The following is a 24,622-nucleotide window of genomic DNA, read 5'->3' on the forward strand; positions in this document are numbered from 1 at the left end:
TTACAAAGTTCCGTTATTGTGAAAAATGACGACCATCCGCGTAAAAGACAATGAGCCGTTCGAAATCGCCATGCGCCGTTTCAAGCGCACCATGGAGAAAAACGGCTTACTGACGGAACTTCGCGCTCGCGAGTTTTACGAGAAACCCACAGCCGAACGCAAGCGCAAGAAAGCGGCGGCAGTGAAGCGTCATTTCAAGCGTCTGCGTGGCCAGATGCTGCCAAGGAAGCTCTACTGATTCTGGCGTTGCCCGCTGTACGCGGCGCGGCAGCATCCAAGCCGATGGCGGCACGACAGGTGTCATCATGACAAACCCGGCCCATCGGGCCAACCGGCAGGGTCGCATCCACTACGCAAAATTGCGCCAACCCGCTTGAGGAAGAAGTCCCAAGCGGGTTTTTGTGCTGATGCGGCGGTATCGCCGCCGTCGACCGGCCGGTTTTTCAACTTTTCAACGCAATTCAGGTGAGTGATGAGTCTCAAGGACCGGATCAACGACGATATGAAAGCCGCCATGCGGGCGCGCGAGACCGAACGTCTCGGGACGATCCGCCTGCTGCTCGCCGCGATCAAGCAGCGTGAAGTCGATGAGCGGGTCACGCTCGACGATGCCGCCATAACCTCCGTCATCGACAAGATGATCAAGCAGCGCAAGGATTCGATCAGCCAGTTCGAGGCCGCAGGACGTACGGATCTTGCGGACAAGGAAAAGGCCGAGTTGGCCATTCTTTCCGCGTACATGCCTGAGCAGATGTCCGAAGCGGAAATCGTTGCCGAGGTGCAGGCGGCGGTCGCGCAAACCGGCGCTGCCGGCCCGCAGGACATGGGCAAGGTGATGGGCGTGCTGAAGCCGAAGCTGGCCGGCCGCGCCGACATGACCGCCGTCTCCGCACAGGTCAAGGCCGCGCTCGCTAAGTAACTCTGTCGATTTGTCCGGGCCCCGCGCCTCCTGAAGGCGAGGCGTGGGGCCCGGGCGCGGTGTCGAGCCCGGGCTCCGGGCTTGGATTTTGAAGCTTTCCAGGCAGCGTTATTTACTGTGATCCCACCGTCATTCCTGCAGGACCTGCTCAACCGCGTCGATATCGTCGACGTGGTCGGCCGGTATGTGCAGCTGAAAAAGGGCGGCGCGAACTTCATGGGGCTGTGCCCGTTTCACAACGAGAAGAGCCCCTCGTTTACGGTTAGTCCGACTAAACAGTTTTATCACTGCTTCGGCTGCGGTGCGCATGGTACGGCCATCGGTTTCCTGATGGAACACGTGGGCGCGTCGTTTCCCGAAGCGGTCAACGAGCTCGCGCAATCGGTGGGTCTCACCGTACCGCACGAGCCTTCTCCCGGATATGGCGGCGGCGGTGGTGGCGGAGCTGGCGGCGGCTACGCGCCGGCGGCATCGAAGGCCGTGACAACCGCGCTGTCCGATCTCATGCAGACCGCCTGCGACTACTACCGTAAGCAACTGCGCGGTGCGCCGGGCGCGATCCAATATTTGAAGAAGCGCGGCCTGACCGGCGAAGTCGCCGCGCGCTTCGGTCTCGGCTATGCGCCGGACGGGTGGCAAAACCTCGAGGCGGCGTTCCCGAACTATCGCGACGACGCCCTGGTCGAAGCGGGTCTCGTGATCGTCAGCGAAAAGTCGGACGCGCAGGGTCAGAACCGCCGCTACGACCGCTTTCGCGAGCGGATCATGTTCCCGATCCGCAATGTCAAAGGGCAGGTGATCGGCTTCGGCGGCCGCGTGCTCGACGGCGGCGAGCCAAAGTATTTGAATTCACCGGAAACGCCGCTGTTTAACAAGGGCAGCGAGCTGTACGGGCTGTTCGAGGCGCGTCTTGCGATTCGAGAGCAACATTACGTGCTGGTCGTCGAAGGTTATATGGACGTGGTCGCGCTGGCCCAATTGGGCTTCCAGAACGCCGTCGCGACCCTCGGCACCGCTTGCACGCCGATTCATGTGCAGAAACTGATGCGCCAGACCGATACGGTCATCTTCAGTTTCGACGGCGACGCGGCCGGCCGGCGCGCCGCGCGTCGCGCGCTCGATGCGTGCCTGCCGCACGCCGCCGACAACCGGACGATCCGTTTCCTGTTCCTGCCCAGCGAGCATGATCCCGACAGCTACGTGCGCGAGTTCGGCACCGAGGCTGTCGCCGAGCAGGTCGAACGGGCGATGCCGTTGTCGCAGTTCATGCTCAACGAGGTGTTGACCGGCAAGGAGCTCGATCAGCCCGAAGGCAAGGCCCGCGCGCTGTTCGACGCGAAACCGCTGCTGCAGGCGTTGCCGGCCAATGCGCTGCGCGCGCAGATCATGCATATGTTCGCAGACCGGCTCGATGTGCCATTCAGCGAAGTCGCGGCGCTTTGCGAAGTCGACGCGCGGATCGCGGCCGCGTCGCGCAAGGCGCCGGCCCGCAAGGACCGGCGCAGCGTGACCGGCATCGAGGAAAAGACGCTGCGCAATCTGGTGATGTATCCGCGCACGGTCGCGATGCTCGACGAAGCGGCCGAAGAGGCGCTGCTCACCGTGACCCGGCACGGCGAACTGTTCGCGGAAGTGACGACGCACGCGCGAGCCCTAGGCGATTCGGCAGCGTTCCAGTTGTTGTCCGATCTCTTGCGAAATGGCGCGAACGCCCCAACTTTCGAGGAAATCTTTCGCAAAATTCTAGACTATGATGAAAACGTCCGGGATTTGCTGCTGAAAGACCCGCAGGACGCGGCCGTCATCGAGGAACGGCGCGAGCAGGAACGAATTGTCGGCGAGGAGCTGAAAGCCGCGATTTTGAAGATGCGATACGACGCTTATTGCGATCGTCTCGAACAGCTTTCGCGACAGTCGCGGCATACGCCGGACGAGTTTGCCGAGTTTTCGGAGCTCAACCGGAAGCGGGCCGACATGAAGCGTCAACTCGGGCTGTAGCGGAGAGGCCGAAACCTCGGGTGGTATAATCAAAAGTTTCTAGCGGTTTGTTTTTCAAGGGTTTTCCTAGCAAAGGCGAAAGGCGATGCGATGGCAAAGACGACAGGCGGAAATCATGCAACGGGCTCACGCGCTAAAGAGCGCACCGGAAAAGTTACCGAAGCCAGGCTGACTGCATCCGCCAGAAGAACGTCTGCTGTCAGCGTTGCACCGGCTGCCGGGAAGAAGTCGTCGACCACTGCGGCCGCGCAGGCCGCACCGGTTCGGGCGGCGAAAGCTGTAGCACCGCCGGCTGCCAAGCGGGCGGGTGTCAGAAGCGCAAGGGAAGCGGCTGCCGTTCAGGACGATGCGGCAGCGCGCGTGACTTCAGTATCCACGGTTCAACCGGCTGTTGTCCAACAGCCGGGGGTCGAGACTACAGCCGGTACGGCGAACTCCATGACGAAAAAGCTGAATGAAGTACCCGTCGATGACGATGCAACCCAGACCGAAGAAACCGCTGCCGCCGCACCGGGCAAGCCGGAGAAGGTCAAGGCTCGCGACCGTCGTGCAAAGGAAAAAGCGCTGCTGAAGGATGCGTTCGCGTCGTCGCAGCCTGGCACGGTGGAGGAACTCGAGGAGCGTCGCTCCAAGCTGCGCGCCCTGATCAAGCTCGGCAAGGAGCGCGGCTTCCTCACGTACGCTGAAATCAACGATCACCTGCCGGACAACTTCACCGAGACCGAGGCGATCGAAGGCATCATCAGCACGTTCAACGACATGGGCGTCGCGGTCTACGAACAGGCCCCGGACGCTGAAACGCTGCTGCTCAACGACAACGCGCCCGCGGCTTCGTCAGACGACGAAGTCGAAGAGGAAGCTGAAGTCGCGCTGTCCACCGTCGACTCCGAATTTGGCCGCACCACCGATCCCGTGCGTATGTACATGCGCGAAATGGGCACGGTCGAGCTGCTTACGCGTGAAGGCGAAATCGAAATCGCGAAGCGCATCGAAGACGGCCTGAAGCACATGGTGATGGCGATCTCTGCGTGCCCGACCACGATCGCCGACATTCTCGCGATGGCCGAGCGCGTCGCCAACGACGAAGCACGCATCGACGAACTCGTCGACGGTCTGATCGACGCCGACGCGGCAGACGCCGACGGCTTCTCCGCGCAGGAGGCGGAAGCGATCGAGAATGAAGACGAGGAAGCCGAGGAAGAGGACGAACAGGACGAGGAAGAAGACGATGGCGCGGCGCAAGCCACCGCCAACGCCGCGCAGCTCGAAGCGCTGCGGCGCGCGTCGCTCGAAAAATTCGCGTCGATCAGCGAATGGTTCGACAAGATGCGTCGCGCGTTCGAGAAGGAAGGCTACAAGTCCAAGTCGTATTTGAAGGCGCAGGAAACCATCCAGAACGAGCTGATGACGATCCGCTTCACCGCGCGTACCGTCGAACGTCTGTGCGACACGCTGCGCGCGCAGGTGGATGAAGTGCGTCAGGTCGAGCGTCAGATCCTGCATACGGTCGTCGACAAGTGCGGCATGCCGCGTGCGGAATTCATCGCGCGTTTCCCGGGCAGCGAGACGGACCTCGAATGGGCCGACAAGATCGTCGCCGAAGGTCACGGGTATAGCGCGATCCTCACGCGCAACATTCCGGCGATCCGCGAACAGCAGCAACGTCTGCTCGATCTGCAGGCGCGCGTGGTACTGCCGCTGAAGGACCTGAAGGAAACCAACCGTCAGATGGCGGCCGGCGAGCTTAAGGCGCGCCAGGCGAAGCGCGAAATGACCGAGGCCAACCTGCGTCTCGTGATCTCGATCGCGAAGAAGTACACGAACCGCGGTCTGCAGTTCCTCGACCTGATTCAGGAAGGCAACATCGGCCTGATGAAGGCGGTGGACAAGTTCGAATACCGTCGTGGCTACAAGTTCTCCACGTATGCGACGTGGTGGATCCGCCAGGCCATTACGCGTTCGATCGCCGACCAGGCGCGCACGATCCGGATTCCGGTTCACATGATCGAAACGATCAACAAGATGAACCGCATCTCGCGTCAGATCCTGCAGGAAACCGGTCTCGAGCCGGATCCGGCGACGCTGGCCGAGAAGATGGAAATGCCGGAAGACAAGATCCGCAAGATCATGAAGATCGCGAAGGAGCCGATCTCGATGGAAACGCCGATCGGTGACGACGACGATTCTCATCTGGGCGACTTCATCGAAGATACGAACACGGTCGCCCCGGCGGATGCGGCGTTGCACGCGAGTATGCGCGACGTCGTCAAGGACGTGCTCGATTCGCTGACGCCGCGCGAAGCGAAGGTGTTGCGCATGCGTTTCGGTATCGAGATGAGCACGGATCACACGCTCGAAGAAGTCGGTAAGCAGTTCGACGTGACGCGTGAGCGAATTCGTCAGATCGAGGCGAAGGCGCTGCGCAAGCTGCGTCATCCGAGCCGTTCGGACAAGCTGAAGTCATTCCTCGAAGGGAATTGACGGCGACGGCCGCGGTTGGCCGCAAATGATGCGATCAAAGGGGCCTCCCGGTCGTTTCGCCGAAGCGAAGCGGTTGCGGAGGCTCCTTTTTCGTGTAGTATGTCGGCCAATCGACGAAACGGGCCCGGCCTTCACGACCGGGTCTTTTTTCTTGGGCTGGACGCCGTGTTGGTTGCAGGCAGTGGACTCATAATCCACCTCCGAAAGGACATCGTGGGTTCGAACCCCACCCGGCCCACCAAAGTATCGAAAAAAGGGTTCCGAATTCCGGAACCCTTTTTTGTTTTTGGGCGGTCTTCGACTGCCTCAGCTGGGCGACCCAGTGTCCAGCCTCAACCGCGGCGAGCCGCGTCCGTTGCCCCACACACCGCCCGACACCGACCCGCTCGCGCCGGGCCTCGCCCGCGGACGAGGAGGCGCTTAAGCGCGCTCCGCGCCAGCCATAAGCGGTGATCACGCGTAATCAGGGAAACTCCGTGTAAAAGCGGGCGCAACCCCGCCGTTAATTGAATGCGGAAGGCTTGTTGATGCATGCCGTCCGCTTTCAGTGCGGGTCTTGTCACGCGGCGGCCGGCGTCGCAATTCACCTCCGGGCAACGCCCATGCTGAAGGTTTTTTCGAATCGCACGCGCATCTTATAGAGACGTGACAGAGGGTGCTCGCTAAAGCGAGAAATCAGAAGACCGCCGCAATGGCAGTGTCTCAATAGTGAATGCCGATTCGACGCGGTGGGCTCGAACCGTTGCGCTGCCCGGGGGCGGCAGCGATTGCTTGACTCGGTCAATAAAGATTAGGTGAATAAGCCGTCTTGGTGATTCGACGAGTTAATCGCCCCGCCGGAAACCATCAATTGGCGGGTGCGCGAGCAAGACTGCATTTAACTCTATTAAGTTCCGACGCTCCAAAAATAAATCTCAAACGACCCGGAAAACCGTCACTTCAACCATTTGATTACAAAAAATATCGGCCGGTCTTTTCGTCAATTTGCTCCGACCCGATTACGTCACGCGTATTAAAGCACTGTTGCAAACGCGCAACTTAGAATATTGACGCGTTGCAAATTCGTTTTGGGTGGAGCTGGCGATCCGGCACCTAGATCTTGCAATAAACGGTGGAAAAACAAGAAGTTATCCCCATCGGGTCCAACATTGTTGCGAAATTCGAAAAATCCTGTTGCGTGAATTGCCTGCGTCGGTACCAGGGTGTCCCCCTACACTCACGCTTCGCTTCAAGGGTGCCCGGTCGATCCCCACGGTTCGGCCAAGCGGGCGGCGGCAAATGCGATGCATCGGCTGCTGAAGCAGGTCCTGCTCCCCGTATAAATTTTTCGAATTGGAGTTCCCATGAAAAAGAGTCTCATCGTCGTTTCGGCTGCCGCATCGTTCGCTTCGGTCGCTCACGCACAAAGCAGCGTGACCCTGTACGGTCTGCTCGACGCAGGTCTGACGTACACCAGCAACGTTGCCCACAACTCCAAGTGGGCAGCAGGTAGCGGCGGCATCAACCAGAGCATGTTCGGCCTGCGTGGTTCGGAAGATCTGGGCGGCGGTCTGAAGGCAATCTTCACGTTGGAAAGCGGCTTCAACATCAACAACGGCAAGTACGCTAACAACAACGGCATGTTCAACCGCCAGGCCTTCGTCGGTCTGTCGAGCTCGCAATTCGGTACGGTCACGCTGGGTCGCCAGTACGACGCAGCGCAGGACTACCTGGCACCGCTGACCGCAACGGGCAGCTGGGGCGGCACGTACTTCGCGCACCCTTTCAACAACGACAACCTGAACACCAACGGTGGTCTGTCGGTCAACAACTCGGTCAAGTACTCGAGCGCTAACTACGCTGGCTTCACGTTCGGCGGCACGTACGGCTTCTCGAACCAGGCTGGTGGCTTCGCAAACAACCGTCAGTACAGCTTGGGCGCCGCATACCAGTGGCAAGGCCTGCACCTCGGTGCTGCCTACGCTCAGCAAAACAACCCGGCTGCTAACGCAAGCGGCGCATCGGACGGCGTTCTGGCGAACACCGCGGGCGTGCTGCAAGGCGACTTCCGTCAGCGTCAGTTCGGCGCAGGCGCTTCGTACGGCTTCGGCCCGGCGCTGGTTGGCGTGGCATGGACGCAATCGCGCGTCGACAACCTGGTTGGTGAAGCTCCTGGTCAGCGTCAAGGCCACACCAACAACTACGAAATCAACGGCAAGTACAACGTGACCCCGGCTATGGCTCTCGGCGTCGCGTACACGTTCACCGACGCGCGCGGCTACGGCATCAACGCCGACGGTAACGACATGAAGACCCGTTACCACCAGATCGGCCTGCAGGCTGACTACTCGCTGTCGCGTCGCACCGACGTCTACGCTCAGGCTGTGTACCAGCACGCAATGGGTGACGGCGGCGTGGCTTCGATCTACAGCGGCGACAACACGGTTCCGACCTCGTCGTCGAAGAACCAGACGGCTGCTACGGTCGGTCTGCGTCACCGCTTCTAAGCTTCAGCAGAAGCTGCCTGTAGTACAGAAAGGTGCCGTTCGCGGCACCTTTTTTTATGCGCGCGGCAGACCGGTGAGCCGGTTTCCGTATGCGAGGCGAAAAAAACGGGCGTCCCTGGGGACGCCCGTTTTGCCATGACGACGTGAAACGATTCAGAAAATTGTCCGCAAACCGAGCGCAACGCCGGTCTGGTTGTCGCGGCCCGGCAGTTCGACCGACGCCGCGCCCGACACCTTGTCGAAATCGACGGTGCCGTACACCTCGGTGCGCTTCGACAGCGCGTACTCGGCCAGTGCGACGAACGTGTAGCGATAGCCACTGCCGAGCTGACCAGCGCCGATCGCCGCGTTCGACATGTGGTCGTAGTACGCGGCGCCCGTCAGCGTCAGCGCGCGCGTGGTCTGCCACGTGACGCCGGCGAACGGTCGGTTGTCGATGCGGCCCGAGCCCTTGACGATATCGACGCCCGGCACGAGCGTCTGCTGCGCGAGCGCGCTGTCGACGAAGCCGGTGTCGTCCTTCGAATGCAGATAGCCGACGTACAGCTTCGTCGAGCTGAACGCATAGACCGCGTTCGCGTTGAAGATGGTCTGCTTGTGATTGCTGTTGTCGCTGTTCTGCTGCACGCCGGCCGCGACCGATAGCGGACCCGCCACGTACGACAGCGTGAAGCCGTACATGTTGCCCGCGCCGAGATGGCTTGGCATCTGGCCCGAGAAGCCGCCGCCGCCGGTCGATTCCGAGTTCGTGCCGAATGAGTACATCGCGGCCACCGTCAGGCCTTTGAAAAAAAAACGCCGGACGCGGCGCGCGCCGAGTGGGGCGCCGCCGGGCGCGCCGATGATAGATCGCCGTCCGCGCCGCGCCATCGCCGCTCTCGCGCAATGACCTATTGCCATTTTTGGCAATTGCGCCGTTCCTGGTGACAAAAATTGACTTTCTCCCAGGCAAGCTTCGAGTAGTCTCGAGCGAATTGACGTATCGACGCGACTTTCGGAGCGACGCCAGCACGCGTTTTACGCGTGCGCTTTCACGCATGAATAGTCCATCTTCCGAATCCATCGCGACCTCGCCAGTCGTTCAGGAGCTGACCGACCAGCAATGGCAGCGGGTCGCGCCGCTGTTACCTGAAACCTTGCATGATGACGGCCCGCGTCGTGGTCGTCCGCCGATCGAAATTCGCCACGTGCTCAATAGCGTGATGTGGGTGCTGCACACGCGCGCGCCGTGGAGCGCAATGCCCGAGCACTACGTCCCGTACCAGACCGCGCATCGCTACTATCTGCGCTGGAAAAAGACGGGCGTGTTGAGCGCGATCATGCTCGCGCTGTTCAAGACCGACGACGCTCTCGAAACGCGCGCGACGCGCAAGGGCGGCGTGCGCGCCGGGTAGCGAGCGCCAGTCGCGCCGCTAGATCTGTTCCCGCCCGTACGCAGCCAGCCGCTCGAGATCGAGCACCTCGATCCGGTTATACGACAGTCGCAAAATCCGCAGCTTCTCGAGGTTCTGCAGCGCCTGATTGATGCGCTGCCGCGACACTCCCGCGAGCAGACCGACTTCTTCCTGTGAAATCGCCAGTGTGCGACCCGTGTCCGGATACAGATCCGGATTGAACAGCTGAGCGAGCGATTGCGCGACGCGTGCGTCCACGTCGAGCAGTCGGGTGTTCTGGATCGACGCGATGAATTCCCCCATCCGGTTGTTCAATTGCCGGATCACGAAGCCCGCGAACGGCAGACTCGGTTCGAGCAACGCATGGAAGGTCGCGGACGGCACGAACATCACGAGCGACGGCTGGATCGCGGCCACGTCGTATTTGCGCAATTCGCGCTTGATCACGCTGCCTTCGCCGAACCAGCCGCCCGGCGGCACGCCCGACAGCGTGCAGCTGCGGCCCGACGCGTTGTAGATAGCGAGCTTGACGAGCCCCGAGTGCACGCCGATCCAATAGTCGGACGGTTGCTGGCGGTGGGCGATCCACGCACCGCCTTCAAAGTGCTCGGCGTGTGCGCTGGCGAGCACCATCGCCTGATGATCGGCGGCGAGCGCGCGAAACCACGCGCACGCGACGAACTGTCGCGCGAGGTCGGCGGGCGCGACACGTTGGGGCGGCCGGGTGTCGGCGCGGTCAGTCAGCGGAGCGTCGGTCATCGGCGATAAGCGGTTTGGGAGCGGTGCCGGCTGAGCCAGGTCAAGGCGGGGCGTCAGTGGCGCCACTCTGTCATTTGAATGACAGACAGTTCATGACGACAATTGCTAGGCTAGGCCCTGGTTCTTTCATAGAACACGGTCACAACAATCGGCGGCGCGGCCCGCGCCTCAGGAGATGAAGCAATGACACAGCACATGTTCGACGAAGGCCTCGGGCGGCGCGAGGCCAATTATGTCCCGTTGACGCCGATCGATTTCCTCGTGCGCGCAGCGCAAGTGTATGGCGAGCGGCTCGCGATCGTCCATGGGGAGATCCGTCGCAACTGGCGCGAGACCTATGAGCGTGCGCGGCGGCTCGCGAGCGCGCTGCACGAGGCCGGCATCGGCCGCGGCGACACGGTCGCCGCGCTGCTGCCGAACATCCCGCCGATGGTCGAGGCGCACTTCGGCGTGCCGATGGCCGGCGCCGTGCTGAATACACTGAACACGCGGCTCGACGTCGCGACGCTGCTGTTCATGCTGCGCCACGGTGAGGCGAAGGCGCTGATCGTCGACACCGAATACGGCGAGTTCGCGCATCGCGCGGCGCTAGAATTCCCGGAGCTCCGCGTGATCAGCGTGGCCGACGCGCAGCCCGCCGACGCCGCGCAGTTCATTCGCGCGACCGACTACGAGCAGTTCCTGCAAACCGGCGACCCTTCCTTCGAGTGGACCCCGCCCGCCGACGAATGGGACGCGATCGCGCTGAACTACACATCGGGCACGACCGGTGACCCGAAGGGCGTCGTCTACCATCACCGTGGCGCATATCTGAACGCGCTGAGCAACATTCTCGAATGGGACATGCCGAAGCACGCGGTCTATCTGTGGACGCTGCCGCTGTTCCACTGCAACGGCTGGTGCTTTCCGTGGACGGTGGCGGCCCGCGCGGGCGTCAACGTCTGTCTGCGCAAGTTCGACGCGAAGATCGTGTTCGAGTTGATTCGCCGCGAACACATCACGCATTACTGCGGAGCGCCGATCGTACAGAGTTCGCTCGTGAATGCGCCGGCCGAATGGCGCGGGGGCATCACGCATCGCGTGTCGACGATGGTCGCGGGCGCCGCGCCACCGCCCGCGGTGATCGCGAAGATGAAGCAGATCGGCTTCGATCTGACGCACGTGTACGGGCTCACCGAAACCTACGGGCCGGCGGCCGTCTGCGCGAAGCAGGACGAATGGGACGCGCTCGACGATCAAATCCGCGCCGACCTGACCGCGCGCCAGGGCGTGCGTTATCACCTGCAGGCGGCGGTCGCGGTGCTCTATGCGGACACGCTCGCGCCGGTGCCGGACGACGGCGAAACGATCGGCGAGATCATGTTTCGCGGCAACATCTGCATGAAGGGCTATCTGAAGAACGAGCGCGCGACCGAAGCGGCTTTCGAAGGCGGCTGGTTCCATACCGGCGATCTCGGCGTGCGCACGGCCGACGGCTATATCCGCATCCGCGACCGCAGCAAGGACATCATCATTTCGGGCGGAGAGAACATTTCGAGCATCGAGGTCGAGGACACGCTGTACCGGCATCCCGCGGTGTCGGTGGCGGCGGTGGTCGCGATGGCCGATCCGAAGTGGGGCGAGGTGCCGTGCGCGTTCATCGAGTTGAAGGAAGGCGCGCAGGTGACCGAGGAGGAAATCATCGCGCACTGCCGGCTGTTTCTGGCCGGCTACAAGTTGCCGAAGGCGGTGCGCTTCGGCGAGTTGCCCAAGACGTCGACGGGGAAGATCCAGAAGTTCGAGTTGCGCGCGCGGATCAAGGCGGAGGGGAAAGGGTAACGCGCCGCGATTACCGCTGACTCAGGGCGGCGCGAGTGGCGCGCATCGAGTCGCGACGGTGCGCGCCGCTTCGTGTTGCCGTCAAATTCCCACCTTGTGCGCGTTAAAAATCAGCCGCAGGCCCAGCGCGGTCACCGCGCTCGCGGCGATCCGATCGATCCACCCCTTCCAGCGCAGATAGATTTCGCGCGGCCGTTGGCTCGAAAAGCACAGTGCGACGATCGTGTACCAGCCCGCCTCGATCGCGAAGATCGCCGGCGGCAGCGCGAAATAGCACCACACCGGCGGATGCTGCGGCAGCAGCGCAGCGAAGATACTGCCGTAATAGACCGCCGTTTTCGGATTGCTGAGCTGCGTGCTCAAGCCGATCCAGAACGACTTGCGCGGATTGCCGCCGCTGCCGGTTCGCGTTTCGCTGAACGCGAGCGGCTTCGCGGCGCCGCGCCAGATTTTCGACGCCAGATAGACCAGGTAGACGCCGCCGGCCACTTTCAGCCCGACGTAGAGCCATTCGACCGTCGCGAGCAGCGTATAGAGCCCGAGCAGCGCGATGCCGCTAAAAAACACACCGCCGATACCCATGCCGAGCGCTGTCGCGAGACCGTCGCCGCGCGACAGACCGATCGCATTGCGTGCGACGATGACGAAGCTGGGCCCCGGACTCATCGCGCCCAATAGCAGCGCGGCGAGGATCGTGAGGATGGCGGTCGAGGCGGGCATGGTCGTGTCTCCTGATGTCGGGCCGATGCCAGATGTTCTGGGCGAATACAGAGTCTCGCATTGTCCGCCAATCGCGCGGCGGAAGCCACGAATAGCGAAAACCCGGAAGTCGTGCAATCAGTGAAATTAGAAAAAGTTCTTTGCTGCGGCCAAAATACATCGAATGCTAGAATGACTTTCCATACGCGGAAGCTCCCTGGTCACGACGAGGCGACGCACGACGCGAAACACGGGCGCAATTCGAGCCACGCCGATTTTTCGAGTAGCCGATTCGGTTGATCCCAGCGCTTCAACTCAGGCGCTTTACTTCAGGCGCTTTAATTCAGGATCTGACAGGCATCACTAGCAAATGCGGGTTTTCACGCATTTGCATGGATCGCGTGAATTCGTCGAATTGCTTCCATTCAAATTGAATTACGCACGAGCCTCGCGTTGCTATGCGAGTTGCCCGTTTGTCTAATGCCAGCAAGAGCTGCGACACCAATACGTTATGAAACAACGAGAAGGACAACAACGACTGTTCGAACGCGACGAGAACCTGCGCGAGCGCATGATCGCGTGGATCCGCCGACGCATGGACGACCACGGCATCACATTCGAAGCGCTGGCCGAATCGCTCGAAGCCGATGCGAACGCCGTGGCCGCGGTGCTGTATCGCGACGCGTTCGGTAACACGTGGGACGGTCGCGGCGATAAACCGGCGTGGCTCGCGCGCGCGATTCACGCCGGACAAAGCATCGATCATTTCCGCTGCTGAGCGCGCGCAGGCGCACCGCGAAACGCCCGCGCGAAAAAAAGCCCGCGCAAGGCGGGCTCGATCTTTACGGCTCGGAGTCTCGCGACGAATCGCGCATCACAGGTCGAAAAACACGGTTTCCTGATCGCCCTGCATGTGGATGTCGAAGCGATACACGTTGGCCGTACCGGCAACGCGGCGCGCGATCAGCGTATTACGGCGCTCGGCCGGCACCGACGCCAGCACGGTGTCCTGCTCGTTCGCCTGCGCTTCGTCCTCGAAATAGATGCGCGTGAACGTGTGCAGCAGCATGCCGCGCATCGTCAGGATTACGTCGATGTGCGGCGCTTCGTCGGGATTCGCGCGGCCCGGCTTCACCGTCTCGACGATGAAGCGCTTGTGCGGATCCGTGCCCGTACCGACGCGCGCAAAGCCGTGAAAGCCGGTCTTCAAAATTTCTTCGCGCGATTCCGGATAGTGGCCGTTCGAGTCGACTTGCGACATCTCGATCATCGCGTCGCCGATCACCTTGCCGTCGCCGTCGAACACCTGACCGACGATCGTGATGTGCTCGCCGGCCGATTCCATGTCGGCCAGAACGTTCGTGAACAGGCTCTTGAAGTCGAAATCGTATTGCTGCGGACAAAGACCGTAGGCGAAGTACGGACCAACGGTTTGCGAAGGCGTTTGCTTGAGAGTCGTCATGGCTTAGCGCTCCATCGGGGTTTCGTTCGGGCCGCGCAGCACGATGTCGAAATCGTAGCCGAGCGCGTAGGCCTCTTGCGTGGTGTCGAGCGAGAACTTCGAGATCATGCGCTCGCGGGCGTGCTCGGGCGTGCCCTGGTAGATCGGGTCGAATGCGAGCAGCGGATCGCCGGGAAAGTACATCTGCGTGACGAGACGCGAGCCGAAGTGGTCGCCGAACAGCGAGAAATGGATGTGCTGCGGACGCCAGGCGTTCGGATGGTTGCCCCACGGATACGCGCCCGGCTTGATGCTCATGAAGCGGTAACGGCCTTCGTTGTCGGTGATGCAGCGGCCCGCGCCGAGGAAGTTCGGGTCGAGCGGCGCGTCGTGCTGGTCGGCCTTGTGCACATAGCGGCCGGCGGCGTTCGCTTGCCACACTTCCACCAGCGTGTTGCGCACCGGGCGGCCGCCTTCGTCGAGCACACGGCCGGTCACGATGATGCGCTCGCCGAGCGGTTCGCCATTGCGCACCGCGTTGCGGGTCAGGTCGCTGTCGAGCGGGTCGAGGTCGTCGGTGCCGTAGACCGGTACGCGCTGGTCGCGCAGCCGCTCCTTCAGCGGAATCAGCGGACGCGACGGACCGCGTTTGACCGACGAACCGTACGGCGGATAGATGTACTCGGGATGGGACGCGAAATCTCGCGGCGAAAGAATTGAATCTTCCATGAGGTGTCTCCGTTGGAGGAATCGCGGGATGCGACGTTATGACTCGCACTTTATACAAAGCGTGTGGTTATGAAAAATGACGTTTTTGCCCGTTTCGTATAACCTTCCGTTATGCAACGCAGTCTCGCGGATAGCCGCGTCAAATTCCGTCATCTCCAGTGCTTTCTGGCCGTCGCGCAGTTCGGCAGCGTCCAGCGGGCGGCGGACAGTTTGTCCATCACGCAGCCGGCGGTATCGAAGACGGTCGCCGAGCTGGAGACCATTCTCGGCGTGAAGCTGTTCGAGCGCGGCCGTCACGGCGCGGTGCCGACGCGCGAGGGGCAGCTTTTCATGCCGCACGCGAGCGCCTGCGTGAGCGCGCTGCGCCAGGGCGTCGATCTGCTTGCGCGGGCCGAGGGCGCGGCCGCCGCGACGCTCGAAGTCGGTGTGCTGCCCACTGTCGCCGCGGTGCTGGTACCGCCCGTGCTGAGACAGTTCGCGACGCAGTGGCCGCGCGTGATCGTGCGCCTCGCGACCGGCGCAAATCCGGAATTGCTCGAACGCCTGAAAGCGGGGTCGATCGAATTCGCGATCGGCCGCCTCGCGGACCCGGAGCGGATGGTCGGCCTGAGTTTCGAGCAACTGTTTACCGAGCCGCTGATCGCGGTCGTGCGCGCCGGGCATCCGCTGGCGCAAGGGAAGGCCTCGCCCGCCACGTCGCTGGAGGAATTTCCGATCGTGCTGCCGCCGTTCGGCACGCTGATCCGCCAATCGGCCGAGAGCCTGCTCGGCGCGTGGGGCGTGCCGCCGTTGTCGGCGTTCGTCGAGGTGTTGTCGGTATCGACGGGGCGCGCGCTGACGCTCGAAAACGGCGCGGTGTGGTTCGTGCCGCAAAGCGCGGTCGAATACGAACTCGCGCACGGCATGCTGGTGCGCTTGCCGCTGCCGTTTGCGGGCACCGGCGAGCCGGTGGGGCTGATTCGTCGCTCGGATACGCAGCCGTCGACGGTGGGACGCGCGTTCATCGAGGCGGTGCGCGAGGTCGCGCGGGGCAGACGGTTGCGAACGCCCCGCGACCCGGTGTAAAAACACGGTGCGAAAGCCGCCGCAGACCGTTGTTCCTGCGGCACGCCGCGTGCGCGCCACGAGCGAGCACGCACCACGCAGCCCCTCGCGAACGACCGGAACACTTCGCGCCGAACCCGGAAAGACCGGCCCCGCGTCGAAAGACCGTACAAGGAGATTGCCATGCCCAGCGACTTGCCCACTCCAGAGGCCGCGCAGCGCGCCGTATTGGCGCCGCAGCACAATCCGCTCGGCACGGCCGGCCTCGAGTTCGTCGAGTTCGCCGCGCGCGATCCGCAGGCGCTCGGCGAGACCTTCACGCGGCTCGGCTTCAAGGCGATCGCGCGTCATATCAGCAAGGATGTGACGCTGTATCGCCAGGGCGAGATGAATTTCCTGATCAACGCGGAGCCCGATTCGTTCGCAGCGCGCTACGCGGAAGAATACGGGGTCGGCATCTGCGCGATCGGGATTCGCGTCGCCGACGCGCAGCGCGCGTTCGAACGCGCGGTGGAACTCGGCGCGTGGGCGTTCGAAGGCGAACGCCTCGGTGCCGGCGAACTGCTGATTCCGGCCATTCAAGGCATCGGCGATTCGCACATCTATTTCGTCGATCGTTGGCGCGGGCGAGGCGGTCAGCGCGGCGGCCTCGGCGATATCTCGATCTTCGACATCGACTTCCGGCCCATCGAAATCGACACGGCCGCAGCCGATCTGAATCATGCGGGCAGCGGCCTGATCGCGGTCGACCATCTGACGCAAACCGTTGGCGAAGGCCGCATGCAGGAGTGGATCGACTTCTATCGCGACCTGCTGAATTTCCGCGAGATCCACGAGCTGCACGCCAACTGGCATGTGTCGGCGGAATCGCGCGTGATGGTGTCGCCGTGCGGCGCGATCCGCGTGCCGCTGTACGAGGAAGGCACGGGTCGGACCGACCTGATGCACGAGTATTTGCCCGATCATCCGGGCGAAGGCGTGCAGCACATCGCGCTCGCCACCGACGACATCTTCGCGTGCGTCGAGCGTCTGCTCGCGAACGGCGTCGAATTCGTCGAGCCGCCGCCGCGCTACTACGAGCAGCTCGATGCACGTTTGCCGGGCCACGGGCTCGATGTCGAGCGACTGCGGCGCACGCACGTGCTCGTAGATGGCGAGATCGGCGCGGACGGCGTGCCGCTGCTGTTTTTCCAGACCTTCGTGCGCCGCCGCGCCGGCGAGATTTTCTTCGAGATCGTGCAACGCCAGGGACATCATGGCTTCGGCGAAGGCAATCTCGCCGCATTGGCCCAGGCGCGCACCGGCAGCTGAACACTGCGCGTAGTCGCATGCATGATTGGATCACTTACGCATGCGGCTTTCGTCACCTCACGCCCCCTCGGGCCGCTCCACCAACTCCGGATAAATCGCGCCGTATGCGGCGGCCTCACGCAGCAGCCACTCGCGGAAACTCGCGAGCGGCTTGCCGTGACTCAACTCGGTCGGATAGACAAGGTAGTACGCGGCCTCGGCGAGCGCGGGTGTGTCGAACGGAATCACGAGACCGAACTGCTGCAACTGCGTGTCGACGAAAAAGCGCGGCACCAGCGCGATGCCGAGTCCGGCCGCGGCAGCGCTGATCAGCATCGTGTGCAGTTCGTAGCGCACGCCCTGCATCGTGCGGTTGTCGTCGACGCCGAAATTCGCGAACCAGCTCGCCCAGCCGTCGGGTCGCGTCGTCGAATGCAGCAGCGGATAGTTGAGTAGTTCGGCGACGTTGCGAACCGGCCGCTTCAGCAGACTCTCTGCGCAGACCGGCACCACTTCCTCGCGGAACAGAAAATCGGCCGACGTACCCGGCCACGTCGGCTTGCCGTAGTGAATTGCCGCTTCGAAATGCGTCTCGGCGAACGGGAACGTCGCGGTACGCACGCCCATGTTCACGCGCACGTCCGGGTATTGTTCATTGAATGTGGCCATGCGCGGAATCAGCCATTGCGATGCGAACGTCGGCAATACCGCGAGTTCCAGATAGCCGCCGCCGCTGCCGTGCGCGATGATCGATAGCGTGTCGCGATCGAGGTGTTCGAGCGAGCGTCGCACCTGCGCGCTGTAGACCTTGCCCGCGCGCGTCAGCACCACGCGTTGCTTGACGCGCACGAATAGCCGCACGCCGAGATTGCTTTCGAGCGTATTGATCTGTCGCGACACCGCGCTTTCGGTGAGGAACAGTTCGCGCGCCGCATGCGTGAAGCTCTGGTGCCGCGCGGCGGCTTCGAACGCGAGCAGCGCGCCCATGTTGGGAATCTTGAACTTTCGCACGTTAATTCCAGAAACGCATCAAGTGGCGAGTTTATCTCGCTTTACGGGGCACAGCGCATTTTGAATAATTTCGCCCGTTATGAGGCGCTCGTGCAGCGCTCAACGTATAGCGTGGAGAAGCCGGATGCGAAACCTGAAGAATGCGAACGTCGAACAACTGCTGGTGAAGCTGCTGGGCGCGGAGAAAGCCGCGCGCCTGTTTGCGACGCTGAATCATCCGCGTGTGTTGAACGAGTGGGAAAGCGGCAGCGTCACGCGCGCCGAACTCGCACAGGCGATGAACATGGCGCTGTTCGACGATCTGCTCGCGCGCTCGGAAAACGGCCGCCGCTATACGGAGGAAACCGTCGCCGCCGGCGGCAGCGTGTACTTCGATCATGGCGCGCTGCGCACCGTGCGCTGGCCGCACAGCGGCGCGCTGCCGCCCGGCGAGGCCGCGTTCGCGCGCATCCTGCGGCCGCTCGGCTTTCGGATCAACGGCCGTTACCCGCTCGATCGTCTCGGCATGACAGGCCGCGCGTGGGCGCATGAGGACGCCGCCGACGAGATCGCGCAGTTCTTCGTCAGCGAACTGCACCCGGAGCGTTTTTCCGCGGCGTTCCAGCAGGCGGTGACGAACGTGATCGGTGCCTCGCGCGATCCGTTGACGCCGCGCGCCCATGGCCTCTTGTGGGAACTCGAACGCGATGGCGTGCTGCCGCTCGATGCGGCGCAGGAGTTGCTACCGGTGATCGTCGGTGCGTTCGCGCGTCAGCACGACATGCCACGCGAAGCCGATTACGAAGTATTGTTGAAGGAATCGGCGGAGATGGCGTGGATCGCGACCGAAGGTAACGCGTTCAATCACGCGACCGATCGCGTCGCGGACGTCTTCAAGTTGTCGGACGAACAGAAGGCGAAGGGTCGGCCGATGAAGCCCGAAGTCGAGCATTCGCGTTCGGGCCGCGTGTTCCAGACCGCGTATCGCGCGGATGTCGTGCAGCGTGAATTTTGCGCGGCCGACGGCAGCGTCGTCACGCGCGACGTGCCGGGCTCGTTCTACGAATTCATTACGCGCAAGCGCAGTTTCGATCAGGACGCGCGCCGCTGGGAAACGGACCTGCGTTTCGACGCGGGCAACGCACAGGGCATCTTCCGGATGACCGCGAGCCAGGCGGCCTGAGCGCTTACGGCGGCGCGAGCGCCGGCATCGCAGACGAGGTGCGCAGTGGGGACGTCATTGTCATTGGATGAAGAGCGGCGGGTTGGCGCGCAGCGGGGCGCTTTGAATGAACCGCGTGTCGCCACGCCTTTCTCGGCCAGCGCGGAGCTATTGCAGGCGCTCGAAAGCGACCTGCGCCAGCACGTGCGCGGCGAGGTGCGATTCGATCAGGGTTCCAAAGCATTGTACGCATCGGATGCGTCGAACTATCGGCAAGTCCCGCTCGGTGTCGTGGTGCCGGCCGATATCGACGATCTGCTCGCAACGCTCGCCGCATGCCGTCGCAACGACGTGCCGTTTCTCGCGCGCGGTGGCGGCACGTCGCAGAACGGCCAATGCGTAAACGTCGCGGTCGTGGCCGACGCGAGCAAGTATCTGAACCGCGTCGTCTCGATCGATCCGCTCGCGGGCGTCGCGGTCGTCGAGCCGGGCGTGGTGTGCGACTCCTTGCGCGATGCCGCCGAACAGCACGGCCTCACGTTCGCACCCGATCCCGCCACGCATAGCCGCTGCACGCTCGGCGGCATGATCGCGAACAACTCGTGCGGCGCGCATTCGGTGATGGCCGGTAAGACCGTCGAGAACATCGAAGCGCTCGAAATCGCGACCTTCGACGGCGCGCGTTTCTGGGTCGGCCCGACCTCCGGGGAAGAACTCGAACGCATCATCGCGGCGGGTGGCCGACAAGGCGAAATCTACGCGGCGCTCGAGCAACTGCGCGACACCTACGCCGAACGGATTCGCGCGAAATTCCCGCAGATCAAGCGGCGCGTGTCGGGCTTCAATCTCGATCAACTGCTGCCGGAAAACGGCTTCAACGTCGCGCGTGCGCTCGTCGGTAGCGAAGGCACGTGCGCGGTCACGTTGCAGGCGAAAGTGAGGCTCGTGAAGAGTCCGGCCAGGCGCGTGATCGTCGTGGTCGGCTTTACCGACATCTATACGGCGGCGGACGCGGTGCCGCATTTCATGCGCTGCGGGCCGATCGCGGTCGAGGGACTCGACCGCGCGATCATTCGCGGCTTGCAGTCGCGCGGCCTGAAGAAGGACGAGATCGCACTGCTGCCCGAAGGCGATGCGTGGGTCGTGCTCGAATTCGGCGCGGACACACAGGACGAGGTGCTGCAACAGGCACGCGACGCGGCCGCGTATTTCCAATCGGGCGCGGCCGGGCCGCAAATCTCGACGATGCTCGTCGAAGATCGCGCCTTGCAGGCGAAGGTGTGGTCGATTCGCGAGACAGGGGCGTCGGCGGTCGCGTTGTCAGTGGATCGCGACAAGCCCGATCCGGTCGTCGGCTGGGAAGACGCGGCGGTCGATCCGCTGCGGCTCGGCGATTATCTGCGCGCGTTTCAGGCGCTCGTCGATCGCCATGGCTACGAGACGAGCCTGTACGGCCATTTCGGCGACGGCTGCGTGCACGCGCGCATCACATTCGATCTGCGCAGCGCGGAAGGTATCGCGACGTGGCGCGGGTTCTTGCGCGAAGCGGCGGAACTGGTGGTCGAATTCGGCGGCTCGCTGTCGGGCGAACACGGCGATGGCCAGGCGAAGGCCGAGTTTCTGCCGATCATGTACGGCCCCGAGCTGATGCAGGCGATGGAGCAGTTCAAGGCGATCTGGGACCCGGCGAATCGTCTGAATCCGGGCAAAGTCGTGCATGCATACCGCGCCGACGAAAACCTGCGCATGGGCCTTGCGTACAAGCCGGTGACGCTGCATACGAAGCTCGCGTTCGCGAGCCAGGAAGGCGACGGCTTTCAGCGTGCGATCGAACGCTGCATCGGCATGGGCAAATGCCGCTCGCTCGAAGGCGGCACGATGTGTCCGAGCTATCGCGGCACGCGCGAGGAAAAGTACTCGACGCGCGGGCGTGCGCATCTGTTCTGGGAAATGCTGCAAGGCGACGTGATCGCCGACGGCTGGAACAGCCGCGAAGTGAAAGAAGCGCTCGATACCTGCCTCGCATGCAAGGGCTGCAAGTCCGATTGCCCGACGCATACGGACATGGCGTCGTACAAGGCGGAGTTCCTTTCCCACTACTATGAGAACAATCGTCGGCCGCGTCAGGCGCTGTTCATGGGACGAATCGGCGAATGGGCACCGTGGGCCGCACGTTTTCCGCGCGCGACGAACTTTCTGACGACGGCGCCCGTTTTGTCCGCGCTCGGCAAATGGATCGCGGGTGTGGCGCAGACGCGTGCGTTGCCGCGGTTCGCCGCTGCAACTTATAGACGGAGTGCGTCGTCGCAAGCATCCGCGATTCATGCGCTCGGCGGCGACGCAAAGAAGGTGATCCTGTGGGTCGATACATTCAACGAGCACTTCACGCCCGAGATCGCGCAGGCCGCCGCTGAGGTGCTCACGCAACTCGGCTGGCACGTCGTGTTGCCGAAGAAACGTTTGTGTTGCGGGCGTCCGCTGTACGACTTCGGCCTGCTCGAACGCGCGCGCGAGCTGCTCACGCATATCGTCGACGACCTCGCGGACGACATCGCCGCCGGCGTGCCGCTGGTCGGTCTGGAACCTGGCTGTCTATCGGTGTTCAAGGACGAGTTGCTGAAGCAACTCCCCGATCATGCGTTGGCGAAGAAGCTGTCCGCGCAAACATATCTGTTTGCCGATTTCGTCGCGCGTCAGCCGTTCGAGTGGCCGACGCTCGCGGCCGATGTGATCGTGCATGGCCATTGTCATCAGAAGGCGCTATTCGGCATGCAGGGCGACACGGCGTTGCTGAACAAGCTCGGCGTCAAATGGAAGCTGCTCGATACCGGCTGCTGCGGGATGGCGGGATCGTTCGGCTTCAACACCGAGCATCACGCATTGTCGGAAAAGATCGGCGAGGACATGTTTGAGGCCGTGCGCGACGCTATGGCGGCGAATGCGGAAACGATCGTGCTGACCAACGGCTTCAGTTGTCGCGAGCAGATCGAGCACGGCACAGGGCGACACGCACTGCATATCGCGCAACTCGCGCAACGGGCGCTGGCGGCGCGCTGAGTGCAGGGCGCGCTATTTTATTTCTTCGCTGACTCGTTCGCGGCAGGCGGTGTATGCGGAAGGTCCGCATTGGTCGCCATCCACAACACTTCGGCGTCTTCCTCGCTGGTCGACACCGCCGCGTGACCCGTGCGGCTGTCGAAGTAGAGGCTGTCGCCCGTGTTCAGATGTGTCGGCGCGTACAGCTCCGAATAGAGGCACACGCTGCCGCTGATCACGTAGAGAAACTCCTCGCCTTCGTGGCGGCCCCAGTCGTCGAATGCATCGAGCGTGTGCGCCGAGATGCGGATGCGAAACGGCAGCATCGCCTTGTGCGCCAGGTCGGTGGCGAGCAACTCCATCTGATAGCCGCGATAAGCGTGGCGCTGGCCTTCGTTCTTGCGCGTCAGCGCGCGCCGGCCGCTCGCGCTGACTTTCGGCGTCGAGCCGAACAGTTCGCCAATTTCGATCTTCAGGCCCAGCACGATTTTTTGCAGCACGTCGAACGTGGGGGACATCAGGCCGTTTTCGACCTTCGACAGCGTCGAGCGCGAGACACCGCACAGGCGGCTCGCGGTTTCGAGCGTCAGATCCTGCGCTTGACGGGCGGCGCGCACGCGCCGGCCGAGATCGGTGGAGGACGTGTCGGCGGATTTGGTGAGGTGGGTGTCCATGAGGCTTGCCGCTGGTCAGGTATGCGCTTGATCGGGCGAATAATGTTTCCGATCATAACATTTGGCGTGGCCGGGGCCTTTATGCGCCGATTCAGGTGTTCGTGCGCTTTTCTCATCGGAAACGTCGCGGCTTTTCCGGTGAGTTCGACGCAGCGTGGCGATCTCACGTTGATGAGGCGTCCTTTGCGCGGCGTTTTTCACGCGCTGCGATTGAAAAGCTCATTGAGCTGCGTGCCCGCCGTCGCGCCGGTGAAGTCGAAGCGGCCATCGGCCAGCGCCTGAGCGGCGTGCATGAAGCCACCCCACGCCGCGCGCGCGAGCCCGCCGCCGACGCTGATCCGCCGCACGCCGAGCGCGGCCACGTCCTGCAACGTCAGGGTCGATGTCGAGCCGATCAGCAGATTGACGGGCTTCGGCGCGACGGCCGCGACGACCGCTTCGATCTGCTCGCGCGTCTGGATGCCGGGCGCATACAGGCAGTCGGCGCCCGCCGCCGCATAGGCCTTCAGACGCGCAATGGCATCGTCGAGATCGGGCTTGCCGGCGAAGAAATTCTCCGCGCGGCCGACGAGCAGCGTGTCGCCGCCGTTCTGATCGATCGCACGGCGGGCCGCGCCGAGCCGCTGCACGGCGACGTCGACCGGAAACAACGGCGCGGCGGGGTTGCCGGTCGAGTCCTCGATCGACAGACCCGCGACGCCCGTTTCCACCGCGAGCGTCACGCTCTCGGCGACTTCTTCCGGGTCGCGGCCGAAGCCGTTTTCGAGGTCGGCGTTGACCGGCAGATCGGTCGCGTCGACGATTGCGCGCAGGTGCGCGAGGATCGTTTCGCGCGGCAATGTGTTGTCCGCATGTCCGGTCGACCACGCAAAACCGGAACTCGTCGTCGCGAGCGCCTTGAAGCCGAGCGTATGCAGATAACGGGCGCTGCCCGCGTCCCACGGATTGGGCAGCACGAAACAGCCAGACGAGTGCAGCGCGCGGAAAGCGGCGCGTTTTTCAGCGGCGGTGCGGGGCATCGCATGTCTCCTTGGTGTGAGGGAGCGGCTCCCTCGTTGAGGGGAAAACGCCGCGCCAACTGTTGCGCAGGCGAATCGGCATTCACCAGGGGAAAGTCTATGTCCGTATCGAAACCGTGGTTGATGAAATGGGTGGCGACTTTCACAGACGTTTCCAATCATTCAAAATGACGACAGGCGAAGAAGCCGGTTCAGAGATGCGAAGGGCCGCGTGGGAAGACGGCATTCGCGACGAGGTCATTTCCCCAAAGGAGGCACAACATGAACATCGCGACCCAGATGCGGTCGATCCCTGCCGTGTTGGTGCTCACGCTCGTTGGCTGCGCCGCTGGCGGCGGGAATGGCGGCGCGCAAACGCATCTGAGTGCAACGCAATGCCGCGATCTGACCGACCTCAGGAACAAGGCACCGGCCACGCACCAGCGGAGCATGAGCGAACTGACAGCGCTGCGGCAAGCGGGCTACCACCCTGAACGACGCTTTGATCCTGACTATCCGGCGAGTCTCGAGCGTGCGCAGAGGCAGGTGGACACCTGGTATCAGGCGGAATGCCCGCAGGCACGGGCTGGGTGAATCTGCCGCGGCGTCAGAATTGGCGGTCCGTTGTTAGTGCCGCATAAACGTAAAGAGCGGGCGCATGCCTTGAAAACATGCGCCCGCTTCATATCGGTTCGAAACGGCGA

The 24,622-nt window shown here is 63.0% G+C and carries 20 protein-coding genes, 1 tRNA gene and 1 pseudogene; 14 read left to right on the forward strand and 8 right to left on the reverse strand.

What is annotated here, in order from left to right:
- Positions 1-25 precede the first annotated feature (25 nt).
- The 6 genes from rpsU (at position 26) to OKW30_RS24460 (ending at position 7,884) form a co-directional block, all read left to right on the forward strand.
- Positions 26-238, forward strand: a complete 213-nt coding sequence (gene rpsU, locus OKW30_RS24435) for a 30S ribosomal protein S21 (protein ID WP_429347856.1) — start codon at positions 26-28, stop codon at positions 236-238.
- Between the two features lie 234 nt (positions 239-472).
- Positions 473-919 (forward strand): GatB/YqeY domain-containing protein, encoded by a 447-nt coding sequence (locus OKW30_RS24440; protein WP_184057455.1) that lies wholly within the window; start codon positions 473-475, stop codon positions 917-919.
- A 117-nt stretch (positions 920-1,036) separates the two neighbouring features.
- The gene (gene dnaG / locus OKW30_RS24445; protein ID WP_429347857.1) at positions 1,037-2,917 is read left to right on the forward strand and encodes a DNA primase; all 1,881 of its coding nucleotides are present in this window, start codon (positions 1,037-1,039) and stop codon (positions 2,915-2,917) included.
- A gap of 90 nt (positions 2,918-3,007) precedes the next feature.
- Entirely contained in the window at positions 3,008-5,398 is a 2,391-nt protein-coding gene (rpoD, locus tag OKW30_RS24450; protein ID WP_429347858.1) for an RNA polymerase sigma factor RpoD, read from the forward strand.
- Positions 5,399-5,551: 153 nt separating this feature from the next.
- A tRNA-Ile gene (locus tag OKW30_RS24455) sits at positions 5,552-5,639 on the forward strand.
- A 1,102-nt stretch (positions 5,640-6,741) separates the two neighbouring features.
- On the forward strand, positions 6,742-7,884 hold the full coding sequence (locus OKW30_RS24460; RefSeq protein ID WP_090808426.1) for a porin: 1,143 nt from the start codon (positions 6,742-6,744) through the stop codon (positions 7,882-7,884).
- 153 nt (positions 7,885-8,037) lie between these two features.
- Here the strand turns inward: OKW30_RS24460 and OKW30_RS24465 are convergent.
- A pseudogene (locus OKW30_RS24465) lies at positions 8,038-8,673 on the reverse strand (porin); the annotation flags it as partial.
- Positions 8,674-8,921: 248 nt separating this feature from the next.
- On the opposite strand from OKW30_RS24465, the gene OKW30_RS24470 reads away from it, so the two are divergent.
- Positions 8,922-9,278: a transposase gene (locus tag OKW30_RS24470; protein WP_187628847.1), complete on the forward strand. Its 357-nt coding sequence runs from the start codon at positions 8,922-8,924 to the stop codon at positions 9,276-9,278.
- Positions 9,279-9,296: 18 nt separating this feature from the next.
- Here the strand turns inward: OKW30_RS24470 and OKW30_RS24475 are convergent, their stop codons facing one another.
- A complete protein-coding gene (locus OKW30_RS24475) occupies positions 9,297-10,037 on the reverse strand; it encodes a Crp/Fnr family transcriptional regulator (protein WP_429347859.1) in 741 nt (246 codons plus the stop codon).
- A 183-nt stretch (positions 10,038-10,220) separates the two neighbouring features.
- On the opposite strand from OKW30_RS24475, the gene OKW30_RS24480 reads away from it, so the two are divergent.
- A complete protein-coding gene (locus OKW30_RS24480) occupies positions 10,221-11,855 on the forward strand; it encodes an acyl-CoA synthetase (RefSeq protein ID WP_429347860.1) in 1,635 nt (544 codons plus the stop codon).
- Positions 11,856-11,936: 81 nt separating this feature from the next.
- Here the strand turns inward: OKW30_RS24480 and OKW30_RS24485 are convergent, their stop codons facing one another.
- Positions 11,937-12,575: a LysE family translocator gene (locus tag OKW30_RS24485; protein ID WP_184057444.1), complete on the reverse strand. Its 639-nt coding sequence runs from the start codon at positions 12,573-12,575 to the stop codon at positions 11,937-11,939.
- A 490-nt stretch (positions 12,576-13,065) separates the two neighbouring features.
- Between OKW30_RS24485 and OKW30_RS24490 the strand changes: the two genes are divergently transcribed.
- Complete coding sequence (locus tag OKW30_RS24490) at positions 13,066-13,332, forward strand: H-NS family nucleoid-associated regulatory protein (protein WP_090808437.1); 267 nt, start codon at positions 13,066-13,068, stop codon at positions 13,330-13,332.
- Positions 13,333-13,428: 96 nt separating this feature from the next.
- Here OKW30_RS24490 and pcaG read toward each other — a convergent pair whose 3' ends face one another.
- The gene (gene pcaG, locus OKW30_RS24495) at positions 13,429-14,016 is read right to left on the reverse strand and encodes a protocatechuate 3,4-dioxygenase subunit alpha (RefSeq protein WP_187628843.1); all 588 of its coding nucleotides are present in this window, start codon (positions 14,014-14,016) and stop codon (positions 13,429-13,431) included.
- Positions 14,017-14,019: 3 nt separating this feature from the next.
- Complete coding sequence (gene pcaH, locus OKW30_RS24500; protein WP_184072166.1) at positions 14,020-14,724, reverse strand: protocatechuate 3,4-dioxygenase subunit beta; 705 nt, start codon at positions 14,722-14,724, stop codon at positions 14,020-14,022.
- A gap of 111 nt (positions 14,725-14,835) precedes the next feature.
- Here pcaH and pcaQ point away from each other — a divergent pair, with 111 nt between their 5' ends.
- Positions 14,836-15,789, forward strand: a complete 954-nt coding sequence (gene pcaQ / locus OKW30_RS24505; protein ID WP_429347861.1) for a pca operon transcription factor PcaQ — start codon at positions 14,836-14,838, stop codon at positions 15,787-15,789.
- Between the two features lie 162 nt (positions 15,790-15,951).
- Entirely contained in the window at positions 15,952-17,079 is a 1,128-nt protein-coding gene (locus OKW30_RS24510; RefSeq protein WP_429347862.1) for a 4-hydroxyphenylpyruvate dioxygenase family protein, read from the forward strand.
- Positions 17,080-17,136: 57 nt separating this feature from the next.
- On the opposite strand, the gene OKW30_RS24515 is transcribed toward OKW30_RS24510, so the two are convergent.
- The gene (locus tag OKW30_RS24515) at positions 17,137-18,069 is read right to left on the reverse strand and encodes a LysR substrate-binding domain-containing protein (RefSeq protein ID WP_429347863.1); all 933 of its coding nucleotides are present in this window, start codon (positions 18,067-18,069) and stop codon (positions 17,137-17,139) included.
- A 124-nt stretch (positions 18,070-18,193) separates the two neighbouring features.
- Between OKW30_RS24515 and OKW30_RS24520 the strand changes: the two genes are divergently transcribed.
- A complete protein-coding gene (locus OKW30_RS24520; protein ID WP_184072163.1) occupies positions 18,194-19,231 on the forward strand; it encodes a DUF1338 domain-containing protein in 1,038 nt (345 codons plus the stop codon).
- Positions 19,232-19,294: 63 nt separating this feature from the next.
- Positions 19,295-22,267, forward strand: coding sequence for an FAD-binding and (Fe-S)-binding domain-containing protein (locus OKW30_RS24525; protein WP_429349165.1), 2,973 nt, complete (start codon positions 19,295-19,297; stop codon positions 22,265-22,267).
- A gap of 17 nt (positions 22,268-22,284) precedes the next feature.
- On the opposite strand, the gene OKW30_RS24530 is transcribed toward OKW30_RS24525, so the two are convergent.
- Entirely contained in the window at positions 22,285-22,920 is a 636-nt protein-coding gene (locus OKW30_RS24530) for a helix-turn-helix domain-containing protein (protein ID WP_090808454.1), read from the reverse strand.
- Positions 22,921-23,117: 197 nt separating this feature from the next.
- The gene (locus tag OKW30_RS24535; protein WP_429347864.1) at positions 23,118-23,939 is read right to left on the reverse strand and encodes an isocitrate lyase/PEP mutase family protein; all 822 of its coding nucleotides are present in this window, start codon (positions 23,937-23,939) and stop codon (positions 23,118-23,120) included.
- 261 nt (positions 23,940-24,200) lie between these two features.
- Here OKW30_RS24535 and OKW30_RS24540 point away from each other — a divergent pair, with 261 nt between their 5' ends.
- Positions 24,201-24,512, forward strand: a complete 312-nt coding sequence (locus OKW30_RS24540; protein ID WP_187628838.1) for a hypothetical protein — start codon at positions 24,201-24,203, stop codon at positions 24,510-24,512.
- The last annotated feature ends 110 nt before the right edge of the window (positions 24,513-24,622 follow it).

It is taken from the genome of Paraburkholderia sp. Clong3 (assembly GCF_050436485.1).
In the GTDB taxonomy this organism is placed as follows: Bacteria; Pseudomonadota; Gammaproteobacteria; order Burkholderiales; family Burkholderiaceae; genus Paraburkholderia; species Paraburkholderia tuberum.